Source organism: Delftia sp. DLF01 (assembly GCF_014852125.1).
Taxonomy (GTDB): domain Bacteria; phylum Pseudomonadota; class Gammaproteobacteria; order Burkholderiales; family Burkholderiaceae_C; genus Comamonas; species Comamonas acidovorans.
Genome location: NZ_JACVAZ010000001.1, coordinates 890667 through 903099, shown reverse-complemented (window position 1 = coordinate 903099; position 12433 = coordinate 890667). Strand labels below are relative to the sequence as shown.

Sequence of the window (12433 nt, the reverse complement as noted above, 5' to 3'; positions counted from 1 at the left end):
GGCGATCTTCACGAATAAATCGGCGATGCGGTGGTCGGGGCGGGCTCGGCTTCGGCGTCCAGCGCCTGGATTTCCTCGATCAACCGGGTTTCAACGAGTTCGGCCAGGCGCCGCACCGTGGGCGTGCGCAGCAAGGCCGCAGGATGGATTTCGACGCCATAGGCCTGGCGCACGCGCGCCAGCAGCTGTATGGCCATGAGCGAGTCGCCGCCGAGTTCGAAAAGGTTGTCCTCGGCGCCCACGGGAGCCACGCCCAGGAAGCCGCTCCAGAGCGCGGCCAGACCGGTCTCCAGGTCGCCCTCGGGCGCCACGAAGCCGGCCATGCCACCGGGCCGCACCTGGGTGGGCGCAGGCCCGGCCGTCGCTGCCGTTGTCGCTGCTGCAGGCAGGGCCTGGTCCAGCAACTCGGCGAGGTCCGCATGGCGACGCGTTTCCAGATCGGTGGTGGACACGCAGACAAGGGGCTGCAAAGGGCCGGCCAGAATGCGCTCGAACAGATGCACGCCCTGCTCCGGTGCGATGCCCACACCTTCGGGCATGGACGTGCCTGCCGCCATGCCCACGCCGCGCCACCCGTCCCAGCCCACGGAAATCAGCGGCCAGCCGGCCGTGCGGCCATGGGCCACGGCCAGCGCATCCAGGCAGGCATTGGCGGCCGCATAGTCGATGCGGCCCAGGCCGCCCGCCACGGCGGCCAGGGAAGAGCACAGCAGCATGAAGTCCAGCGGCTGCCCGGCCAGTGCGGCCAGCAAGGCCCGCGTGCCCTGGAGCTTGGGCGCGAGCACCTGCATCACCTCGTGTGCCCGCTTGTCCGCGAGCAAGCCGTCGCCGGCCAGGCCGGCGGCGTGGATGACGCCGTGGATGCCGCCATGCATTCCGCCGAACGCGCGCTGCGCCTGTTCCAACGCGGTGCGCAGCTGGGCTTCGCTGCCCACATCGGCCTGCACCAGGCACAGCTGGGCGCCCAGCCGTTCCAGCTCCAGCAACTGCTGCAGCCGGGCACGCAGCGCAGGTTCCGTCTGCGCATCCTGCGCCAGTGCCTGCCACTGACCCCGTTCAGGCAGCGCCGAGCGGCCCAGCAGCACCAGCCGGGCCTGCCAGTGCTCGGCCAGGTGCCGGGCCAGCGCCAGCCCCATGCCGCCCAGGCCGCCCGTGATCAGATAGCAGCCGCCACGGCGCAGGCGCGGCGCGGTGGCTGGCGCAGCTGGCGTGACGGCGGGTGCCGTCTGCCCCGCAATGCGCTCGTAGCGCCGGGTCCAGCGGTGCGGGCCGCGCAGGGCCACGCAGGCCGGTGCGGGCTCGCTGAACTCGGCCAGGATGCGCTGCGCCAGCGCTGCCATCCCTTCGGCATGCCCGCTCTGCACAGGCAGCACATCGACGATGCCGCAGGCCATGCCCGGCAGCTCCTGGGGAATCACGAGGCAGGGGCCATGGAGCATGGCCTTGGCGGGCTGCAGGGATTCGGTCCCTGTCACGTCCTCCAGCCCATCCGTGACCAGCAGCATCTGCTGCCGGCCAGCAGCGCCCACAGCGGATGCGGCAGACACGGCCTCCAGCGCCTGGGCCAGGGCCAGCGGGCCGAGCAGGCAGCGCTCAGCCGCCTGTGCGTCATCCAGCGTGCCCAGGCTCCACAGATCGCAGATGCAGGCCACCGGGCCGATCTCGGCCGCTATCTGCCCCAGGGCGCGCGTCCAGTCGCTGCGCTCGGTCATGCGCAGCGCATGGCGGGCAGGCCCCAGGCGTTCATGGAGCGGACCGGGTTCGATGCGGACCACGGGCGCGGGCTGGGTGTCGGACCAGGCCTGCGCCAGGGATTCGGCCAGTGTCGATCCGGCCTCGGCCAGCAGCAGCATGCAGCCGCCGGCGGGTACCGCGGCGGCCCGTACAACGGGCGCTGAGCGTTGCCAGACAGGGGCATACAGCCAACCCCGGGGATCGGTGCCGTGCAGACCACCGGGAGCAGCAGGAGCGGCCTCAGAGGCCGGCACCGTGGCGGCAACCCAGTGCGATTCGCGCTCGAACGGATAGCCGGGCAAGGGCACGCGGCGCGCGCCCTGTGCGCTGTTCAGCAGCGGTGCGTTGGCCGCGCCAACGCCCGCCGCCCAAAGCTGGGCCAGGCAGCGCGCGGGCTGGTCGGCCTGAAGTTCTTCGCGGTTGGCGGCTGCCTGCGATGCCAGCACGGTGCGTGCGCCAGCCTTGGGATGGCGCCGGGCAAGGCCGCTGAGGCCTTGGCCCGGGCCCACTTCCAGCAGGATGCGGTCGCTTTGGTCCAGCAGCGTGTCCAGGCCCTGCGCAAAGCGCACCGTGCCGCGCAGATGCTGCAGCCAGTAGCGGGGGTCCTGGGCCTCTTCGTCGCGGATCCAGCGGCCGCTGAGGTTGGAGATGAAGGCCATGGCAGGCCGGTTGAACCGCACGCTGGCCAGCTGGTGCGCAAAGGCGTCGAGCACGGGATCGAGCAGCGCGGAATGAAAGGCGTGCGACACCTGCAATCTGCGCAGCAGCACGCCCGTGCCGGCCAGGGCCTGCTCGGCGGCCGCAATGGCGTCGGGCCGGCCCGAGAGCACGCACAGATCGGCCGCATTGACGGCGGCCAGATCGCAGCCCCGGCACAGCCAGTCCTGCAGCGCGGCCTCAGGCAGGCCCACGGCCAGCATGGCGCCGGGCTCGGTGGCCTGCATGATGCGGCCGCGCGCGACCACCAGGTCCAGCGCATCGTCGAGCGAGAAGACCCCGGCGATGCAGGCCGCCACATACTCGCCGATGCTGTGGCCCAGCATGGCCTCGGGCTGCAGGCCCCAGGACATCCACAGCCGCGCCATGGCGTACTCGACGATGAACAGCGCAGGCTGCGTGGCCTCGGTGCGCGCCAGCGCCTGCGCGGCCCGGGCATCGTCGGCCTGCGCCAGCAGCCAGGGCCGCAGGTCCATGCCGGTCTGCGTCCTCACCCTCTCGCAGCAGCGGTCCACGATGTCGCGGAACACCGGCTCCTGCGCATGCAGGCTGCGCGCCATGCCTGCGTGCTGGGCGCCCTGGCCGGGGAACAGAAAGGCCAGGCCGGGCTGGGGCGAGAGCACGCTGCCCGTGAAATGCACCAGGGGCGCCGGATGGTCCAGCGCCTCGATGGCCTGGGTCACTCCATGGGCCAGCACGGCCAGCCGGTGCGCATGGCGCTTGCGGCCCACACGCAGGGTGTGGGCCACATCGGCCAGGGCCAGGTCCGGGTGCTGCTCCAGATGTCTGGCCAGCTGGCTGGCCGAGGCCTGCAGCGCCTGCGGCGTGCGCGCCGACAGCAGCAGCAATTGGGGGGCCTGCCCTGACTTTTCCGATACATCGGCCGGCAACGAGGCCGGAGCCTCCTCCAGCACCATGTGCGCATTGGTGCCGCCCATGCCGAAGGAACTCACGCCGGCACGCCGGGGCAGCGGGCCGGCAGGCCAGTCCTGCGCCGTGGTCTGGACGCGGAAGGGGCTGCCAGCGAAGTCCACGCGCGGGTTGGGCGTGGAGAAGTTCAGGCTGGGCGGCAGGGTGCGGTGGCGCAGCGCCATCACGGCCTTGATCAGGCCGGTCACTCCGGCAGCGGCGTCCAGGTGGCCCACATTGGTCTTGACCGATCCCAGTGCGCAGTGGCCGGGCGCACGCCCCGTCAGTCCCCCAGCCCCGCCAAAGGCCTGGGTCAGCGCCGCGATCTCGATGGGATCGCCCAGCGTGGTGCCCGTGCCATGGGCCTCGACATACCCCACTGAGGCGGGATCGACGCCGGCCATGGCCTGGGCGGCGCGTATGGCCTCGGCCTGGCCGTCCACGCTGGGCGCGTTGTAGCCGATCTTGCGCGCGCCATCGTTGTTCACGGCGCTGCCCCGGATCACGGCATGGACGGTGTCGCCATCGCGCAGCGCCTCGTCCAGGCGCTTGAGCACGACCACGCCCGCGCCGCTGCCCAGCATGGTGCCGTCGGCGCGCGCATCGAAGGCGCGGCAATGGCCGTCCGAGGACAGAATGGCGCCCGGCTGGTGCAGATAGCCCGCGCCCTGCAGCAGGTTGAGCCACACCCCGCCGGCCAGGGCCATGTCGCACTCCATGCCCAGCAAGGACTGGCAGGCCATGTGCACGGCCACCAGCGAGGTGGAGCAGGCCGTCTGCACGGTCACGGCCGGGCCGCGCAGGTTGAGCTTGTAGGCCACGCGCGTGCACAGGGCGTCGGCCGCGTTGCCGTTGAGCAGGGCGATCAGCTCGGCGATGCCGCCGCTCCACTGGGCCCGTCCCAGCAGATGGCGCATGAGGTAGAGATTGGCGCCCGCACCCGCGAACACGCCGGCCGCCGCGTCCAGCCGCTCGGCGTCATAGCCCGCATGCTCCAGCGCCTGCCAGGCGCATTCGAGGAAGACGCGCTGCTGGGGATCGATCTGGCCGGCCTCGCGCGGCGTGTAGCCGAAAAAGCCGGCATCGAACCAGTCCAGGCCTTCCAGCATCACGCCGGACTTCACGCAGGCGGCATCGTCCAGCAGGGCCTGTTCCGTGCCCTGGTGGCGCAGGGCCTCGTCGCTGAAGGCGGTCACGGATTCGCGGCCTTCGCGGATGTTGCGCCACAGCGCGTCCACGCTGTCCGCGCCCGGAAAGCGCCCGCCCATGCCGATGATGGCGATCTCCACGCCGCTGTAGCCTGCATCCTGAGCACGCATCAGTTCACCTCCTCGGTCAGACCACGGCGGCCCAGCAGCGCGGCGCGGCGGCGCTGGGCGCGTGCGTCGGCCTGCTGGTCCTGCAGTCCTTCCTGGGCCGCCCCCGCGCCGCGCTGCGCCTCGATGCGGCGGGCCAGCGTGGCCACGGTCGGGTGCTGGAACATGTCGATCACCGAAAGCCCGCTGCCCAGCGCATCCTCGATCAACCGGTGCGCGCGTATCAGCAGCAGCGAATGCCCGCCCAGGTCGAAGAAGCTTTCGTTGGCGCCTATGCGTTCGAGCTGCAGCAGCTCGCGCCAGATGGTGGCAATGGTCTCGGCCACACCGCCTTCGGGCGCCTCGAACGGCTGCGCACCATCGCCCGATGCAGGCAGGGGCGCGGGCGCCGGCAGCGCCTTGCGATCCACCTTGCCGTTGCTGTTGAGCGGCAGCGCGTCCAGACGCACAAAGAGGGAGGGCACCATGTAGTCGGGCAGGCTGCGGCCCAGCTGCGCCTTGAGTGCAGCCAGGTCCTGCAGCGCGGCACCTTCACCGGCCAGGTAGGCCACCAGCCGGCTGCCGCCTTCGGCAGAGTCTGCGACCACCACCGCCTCGCGCAGGCCTGGCACGGCCAGCAGGGCGGCTTCGATCTCGCCCAGTTCCACGCGGAAGCCACGGATCTTGACCTGGTGGTCCAGCCGGCCCAGGTACTCGATCTCGCCGTGCTCGTTCCAGCGCACCAGGTCGCCCGTGCGGTAGGCACGCTCGCCGGCCAGCGCCGAAGGGCTGGCCACAAAGCGCTCGGCCGTGAGCGCGGGCCGGCCCCAGTAGCCGCGCGCCAGCGCCAGGCCGCCCAGCAGCAGCTCGCCGGCCACGCCGCGCGGCACGGGCTGCAGGCCGGCGTCGACGATATGCACCTGCACGTTGCCCAGCGGCCGCCCGATGGGCACGGCCTGCGGGCCAGGCTCGCGGCAGTCGTGGTAGGTGACCTCGATGGCGGCTTCGGTCGGCCCGTAGAGGTTGAGCAGGCGCGCGCCCGGCAACAGGGCCAGTGCGCGGTCGCGCAGCTCGGCCGGCAGGGCCTCGCCGCTGCAGACGATGTGCTTCAGTCCTGTGCAGGACGGGGCATGGCCGCTGGACAGAAAGGCCTGCAGCATGGACGGAACGAAGTGGATGCAGCTGACGGCATGGCGTTCGACCAGGGCCGCGATACGCGCAGGATCGCGGTGCTCCCCGGGTCCTGCCAGCGCCAGCCGGGCGCCAGTGGACAGCGGCCAGAAAAACTCCCAGAACGAGATGTCGAAGCTGAACGGCGTCTTCTGCAGCACGGTGTCCTGCGCGGCCAGCGGCTGGTGCTGCTGGCCCCAGGCCAGGCGGTTGCACAGCGCGCGGTGGCGATTGCCCGCGCCCTTGGGCCGGCCGGTGGAGCCCGAGGTGTAGATGACGTAGACCAGGTTCTCGCCGTGCAGCGCGACGCCCGGGTCATGGGCCGGACGGGAGGACAGATCGATGGCGTCCACCGCCAGGCACAGCGGCTGCAGCGCGGGCGGCAGCCGTGCGACCAGGCCCGACTGCGTCAGCAGCACGCCGATGCCGCTGTCGTCGGCCATGTAGCGCAGGCGCTCGGCCGGGTGCTCGGGGTCCATGGGCACATAGGCGCCGCCGGCCTTCAGGATGGCCAGCAGGCCGACCACCATTTCCAGCGAACGCTCCATGGCAATGCCGACCTGGACCTCGGGGCGCACACCGTGCGCGATCAGATGGTGGGCCAGGCGGTTGGCACGCGCATTGAGTTCCCCATAGCTCCAGGCGCCTTCCCCGAAGACCAGGGCCGTGGCCTGCGGGTTGCGACGCGCCTGCTGCTCGAAGGCGGCATGGACCAGCTCGGGCACGGCATAGCCGCCCTGCCCGCCCTGGCCGGTCTGCCAGGGCGCCAGCTGTGCGCGCTCTTCATCGGACAGCAGATCCACCTCGCCCACGGTGGCCTCGGGGTGATGGGCCAGGGCCTCGAGCATGCGCAGATAGTGCTGGCCCAGGCGCTCCATGGTGGCGGGCAGGAAAAGCTCGGCCGCATAGTCCATGCCCACGCGCACGGCGCCGCCTGCGCGTTCACGCACTTCCAGGGACAGCTCGAACTGCGCCGTGCCTCCGGGCACGGAAGCCGCTTCGGCCATGCAGCCCGTCATGCGCTCGAAGCCGCGCAAGTCCTCATGCACATGGTTGAACATCAGCTGGAACAGCGGTGGATGCGCCAGGCTGCGCTGGGGCTGCAGGTCTTCCACCAGTTGCTCGAAAGGCAGGTCCTGGTGCTCCTGGGCCTGCAGCGTGGCGCGCCTGGCCGCATTGAGCACCTGGGCCAGCGGGGTTCGGCCATCGACCTCGGCCTGCAGCACCAGGGTGTTGACGAAGAACCCGATCAGGCCCTGCGTGCCCGCATGCTGGCGGCCCGCCACGGGCACGCCCAGGCGCAGCACCTGCTGGCCCGTATGGCGGTGCAGCACGGCCTGCCAGCCTGCCAGCAGCACCATGAACAGACTGGCGCCGGCTTCGGCGGCACGCGCGCGCAACGCGTCCACCAGCGGCGCAGGCAGCGCGAAGCCATGCCGGGCAGCCGAGTAGCGGGCCACGGCTGCGCGCGGCCGGTCGCTGGGCAAGGCCAGCACGGGATGCTCGCTGCCCAGTTGCCCGCGCCAGTAGGCCAGTTGCCGCTCGCGCACGCCGCCATCCAGCCAGGCCGCATGCCAGGCTGCGTAGTCGGCGTATTGCAATGCGGGGGCAGCGGGCTCGGTGGCCGCAGCCGCATCACCCAGATGGAGGTATTGCTGCGCAAGCTCGTCCAGCAGGTTCTGCAGGGATACGCCGTCGCACACGATGTGGTGCATGACCAGCACCAGACGGTGGTCATCCGGCCCAAGCCGCATCAGCAGCGCACGCAGCAGCGGGCCCTTGCCCAGGTCGAAGGGCCTGGCGTGCAGGCGGCGTGCCTCTTCAGGGGCACGCTGCGGCTCGTGGTCCAGGTCCAGCCATTGGAACTCCAGGCCGCCGCTATCCAGCACATGCTGCCGGGCCGACCCGTCGGCGGCAGGCAGAAACACGGTGCGCAGCGCATCGTGGCGTGCCACCAGGCGCTCCAGGGCCGTGTGCAGCCGTTGCGCATCCAGCGTGCCGCCCAGCTGCAGCTCCACCGCCACGTGGTAGGCCGTGCCCGCAGGATCCAGGTGCCAGAGAAACCACTGCCGCTGCTGGGCGTGGGACAGGGGCTGGCTTGCACCGGGGCCGCGCGCCACAGGGCCAGGACGAGGGATGCCAGTTCCGGGTCCTGCCGCCTGCAGTTCGCGCAATGCAGCCGCGCACGCCGAAAGCCGGGGCCGGTCAAAGAGCAGGCCTGGCGCAAAGTCCACGCCCCACTGCTGCGACACGCGTGCAGCCAGTTGCACGGCCGAGAGGGAGTTGCCGCCCAGCAGGAAGAACTGCGGATCGCCCGCAGGCAGCTCGGCACGGCGCAGCACTTCGCACCAGAGCATGGCCAGCGCAGTCTCGGTGGCATCGAGCGGCGGGGGGGCGGACTGATCTGCACCGTCATTCGCTGCAGATTCCGTTGCGTCCACGAAGGTACCATGCTCCCAAACCGCATAGGCATCCAGGCTGCGCTGCGCCCAGCCCTTCTTGCAGGCCTGGCGCTGGAGCTTGCCGCTCGATGTGCGCGGCAGCGCGCCGGGCTCCAGCAGGACCACGACGGCAGGCGCCTCGCCAAAGGCCGTGGCCACGGCGGCAGCCAGTGCGTCGACCAGCGTCTCCCTCCGCACCAGCTTTTGCAAACCGCGCGAAATCTCGGCGGCCACGCCTATGCCCTCGCCCGACGGCCCTTCCACCGCAAACGCGGCCACGCGTCCCTTGCGCACGGCTTCGACTTCGGCCTCGACCACGCGCTCGATGTCCTGCGGGTAGAGGTTGTGCCCGCGCACGATGATCAGGTCCTTGATGCGGCCCGCCACATGGACCTGCCCGCCGTGCACGAAACCCAGGTCGCCCGTGCGCAGCCAGCGCCGGCCTGCATGCTCGACAAAGGCCTGCTGCGTTTGCTGCGGCTTGCCCCAGTAGCCCTGGCTGATGCTGGGGCCGTGCGCCCAGATCTCACCCACGCGGCCGGGCTCCAGCACCTGCAGGCTGTGCGGATCGACGATGTTCACCGCATGGCCGGGAACGGCAGGGCCGCAGCCCACGAGCGGGGTGGTCTGCGAGGCGCAGGAGCTTTCCTCTGCCCGGCCCTGCGCCAGGGCCTCGGTATCGAAGGACGTGATCGTGGCGCCCGCGCCGCAACTGCCGCCGGTGATGAACAGGGTGGCTTCGGCCAGGCCGTAGCAGGCATAGGCCGCGTCGGGCCGCAGGCCGCAGGCGACAAAGCGCTGCGCGAAGGCCGTGACGGTGTCGGCACGCACGGGTTCGGCGCCCGTGTAGGCCAGCCGCCAGCTCGACAGGTCCAGCTGCGCCAGCTGCGACGGCTTGATGCGCTCCAGGCACATGCGGTAGGCGAAGTCGGGGCCGCCGCTGATGGTGGCGCGGTGGCGCGAGATCAGCTCCAGCCAGCGCACGGGGCTTTCCAGAAAGAGGCGCGGCGAGGTCAGCACCAGCGGCAGGCCGCTGTACAGCGGCTGCAGCAGTCCGCCGATCAGGCCCATGTCGTGGTACAGCGGTGCCCAGGACATGAAGCGGTCGCCCGCGCCGATGTCCATGCGCTGCTGGATGGCGGCCTCGTTGGCGATGAGGTTGCCGTGGCTGACCATCACGCCCTTGGGCGCCGAGGTGGAGCCTGAGGTGTATTGCAGGAAGGCGATGTCGTCGGCAGCCGGCGCATGGGGCCGCCAGGCGTCGGCATCGGCCAGGTCCACCTGGTCGGCGGCCACGGCGGCAATGCTGGCAAAGCGCACATCGGCGCCGGGCAGGGCCTGCATCACTTCGGCCGTGCTGATCACGCAGGCCGCGTCCGCGTCGCCCACGATGCCCAGCAGCCGCTCCAGATGCTGCACGCGCAGCGATTCCAGCGGCGGCACCGGCACGGCGATCACGCCCGCGTAGAAGCAGGCCAGCATGCTGGCGGCGTAGTGCTCGTCGTTGTCCATCATCACCAGGGCGCGCGCGCCCACGGGGCACAGCTGCTGCAGCCGGGCGGCCAGCGCGCGCACGCGGCGGTCGAACTCGCCGTAGCTGTGGCTGCGCTCGACCACGCGGCCGTCCTGCACGGCGGCCACGGTGAGCCAGATGTCGTCGGGCCGCTGCTGCGCCAGGCCCCTCAGATGCTCGACCAGGCTGGCCGGCGCCTGGCCTGCTGCCGCGATTGCACTTTGTCCACTCAGCATGTCAGCTGCCTCCCGGGTTCTCAGAAACGGTCCAGATTGCTGCGCGGCTCGGCCATGGCGACGATGACCTTGCGCGGCCCCTTGAAGGGCGAGCGGGCATGGGCCACGAGCATGTTGTCCAGCATCAGCACGTCGCCCTGCTCCCAGGGGAAGCTGACGGTCTCGGCATCCAGCGCGGCGCGCACCTCGGCAAAGATGTCGTCGCCGATGGTGGAGCCGTCGGCGAAGAAGGTGTTGCGCGGCAGGTTCTCGATGCCGTAGACCTCCTCCAGCACCTCGCGCTCCTCGGGCTCGCGCGCCGAGATGTGGAACAGGTGGGCCTGGTTGAACCAGACCATCTCGCCCGTGACGGGGTGGCTTTCCATGGCCTGGCAGAGCTGGCGTGTGCGCAGGCCGTCGTCCTCCTTCCACTCCCAGTCCATGCGCGCATGGCGGCAGAAGGCCTCGACCTCGGCGCGGCTTTCGGTGTTGAAGACCTTCTGCCAGGGCACGTCCATTTCGCCGAAGTTGCGCACGTAGAGGATGCCGGGCTCGAACAGCTCGCGGATGCGCGCCGGAATGCGGCGGTATACCGCACGGCTGTCGGCAATCGGCGTCTCGCCGCCCTCGGGCGAGGCGGTGACGCAGTGGAACCAGATCTTCATGGGCCATTCGCGCGTGTAGGCCTGCTCGTTGTGCAGCGGAATGCTCTGGTGGGCCGGGTATTCGGTGGAGGTGTAAACGCCCGCGCCGCTGGAGGCCTCGACCGCGCTGCGCGGCGTGGAGGCGAACTCGTACTTGAGCAGCGGGTGGCCGAAGGCCGAGGCGAAGCGCTGGAAAGTCTCCACATCGGGCACGCCAAAGCCGCGCAGCAGCACGCCGCCCGTGGTCAGCAGCGCCTCGTCGATGTCGCGGCGCAGCGGCGGCAGCGCGGCCAGCAGGTCCTGGCCCGGCTGGGCGGGCGTGATGAGCTGGGGAAGCAGCGAGCCCGCGGGGGCCTTGCGCTCGAAGCGCTGGAGGGTTTCGTTCATGTCGATTCCTTGGTGCGCCACGCAAGAGCTGCCGCGTAGCCCGGCGGCGCTGGCAGCGCCATCGCTTGAAAACCATTCCAGTCGGGGACCGCGCAGGCGATGGCCAGCCGTCCGTCCCCTCCCGGGCTGATGCCTATGGAGCGCAGGTGGTCGGCCACGCCGATGCCGATGGCCTTGAGCACGGCTTCCTTGCCCACCCAGCGCTGGTAGAAGGCCGCCAGCCGATCAGGCGCACGGCGCACGCTGGCGCGTTCCTGGTCGGTGCAGACGGCGTCGAGCATGACCTCGGCATCGAGGTCGGGCTTGTGCTGCTCGATGTCCACGCCCAGGTGCAGCACGCCACCGGGATCGGCCAGCGCGATCAGCGCATGGCCGCCCGAATGCGAGACATTGAAGAGCGGTGCCCGCAGCGGGTCCTCGTCGACAAAGGGCTTGCCGTGGACGCCGACCGCCAGCGGCACATCGGCCGGGCAGCAGCCCAGCCTGCGCCCCAGCAGCCGCCGCGTGGCAGCGCGCGTCTGTGCGAAGCGCAGCCGGTCGGCGGCCCGCACGAAGCGCGCGGCGCGACCGCGCTCCTCGGGGGTCAGGTGCGGCAGGCTGTCGCTCAGTTCGGCCCTCAGGTCCAGGTCCAGCCTGAAGACCTCGATGCCCTGGCTCATGGCCTCACGCACGGACACGAGCTGCATGGATTTCCCCCTGGAGTGACTGGGCCCCGGCCAGGCGCTGCGCCAGCACGGCCAGCACATCGCCTTCGCGCTGCTTGATGAAGAAATGCCCGCCCTCGAACCAGTCCAGCGTGAAGGCCCCGGCGGCCTCCTGCGACCAGGCCTGGACGCGGGGCGCCTCGATGTCGTCCTGCCGCCCCGCAAAGACGTGCACGGGCAGCGGCAGGCCCGCAGCGGGCACATGGCCGAAGCTCTCGCAGACGCGGTAGTCGGACCCCAGCACATCCAGCGTGATGCGCATGAGCTCGGGGCTGCCAAACACCTCTTCGGGCGTGCCGCCCTGCCTGCGCAGATCGGCAATCAGCGCCGCATCGTCACCCTTGCCCGCAAAGCGCTCGGGATCGCGGCAGGCCGGTGCCGGGCTGCCCGAGGCAACCAGGGCCAGCGGCAGCTCCCTGCCCTCCTCGCGCAATTGCCGCACCATGCCGAAGGCCAGCAGCGCGCCCATGCTGTGGCCCAGCAGCGCAAAGCGGCCGCGCATGGCCTGGCGCTGCTCGGCGCACAGCAGCGATACCAGCTGCCCGAAGTCCTCGACCGCAGGCTCGCCCAGCCGGCTGCCCCGCCCCGGCAGCTCCACCGGCGCAATGCGGATCCAGTGGGGCAGCAGCCTGCGCCAGCGCAGGTACATGGTGGCGCTGGCGCCTGCGCATGGCAGGCACAGCAGGGTCAGCGGCGCGTGCATG

Annotated in this window: 5 protein-coding genes; all 5 read right to left on the bottom strand. The window is 71.1% G+C overall.

The annotated features are described in order from the left end of the window. Window positions 1–8 precede the first annotated feature (8 nt). Genes IB269_RS04005 through IB269_RS03985 form a run of 5 tightly spaced genes read right to left on the bottom strand, consistent with a single transcriptional unit; the run spans window position 9 to window position 12432 of the window. The gene (locus IB269_RS04005) at window positions 9–4679 is read right to left on the bottom strand and encodes an SDR family NAD(P)-dependent oxidoreductase (protein WP_192366455.1); all 4671 of its coding nucleotides are present in this window, start codon (window positions 4677–4679) and stop codon (window positions 9–11) included. Next, window positions 4679–10015 (bottom strand): non-ribosomal peptide synthetase, encoded by a 5337-nt coding sequence (locus IB269_RS04000; RefSeq protein ID WP_192366454.1) that lies wholly within the window; start codon window positions 10013–10015, stop codon window positions 4679–4681. The genes IB269_RS04005 and IB269_RS04000 overlap by 1 nt, the downstream gene beginning before the upstream one ends. Before the next feature lie 20 nt (window positions 10016–10035). Continuing rightward, window positions 10036–11025, bottom strand: a complete 990-nt coding sequence (locus tag IB269_RS03995; protein WP_016450666.1) for a TauD/TfdA family dioxygenase — start codon at window positions 11023–11025, stop codon at window positions 10036–10038. Then, window positions 11022–11711 (bottom strand): 4'-phosphopantetheinyl transferase family protein, encoded by a 690-nt coding sequence (locus IB269_RS03990; protein ID WP_043824405.1) that lies wholly within the window; start codon window positions 11709–11711, stop codon window positions 11022–11024. The genes IB269_RS03995 and IB269_RS03990 overlap by 4 nt, the downstream gene beginning before the upstream one ends. Then, entirely contained in the window at window positions 11689–12432 is a 744-nt protein-coding gene (locus tag IB269_RS03985) for a thioesterase II family protein (protein WP_192366453.1), read from the bottom strand. Before IB269_RS03985 ends, IB269_RS03990 begins: the two co-directional genes overlap by 23 nt. Window position 12433 lies beyond the last annotated feature (1 nt).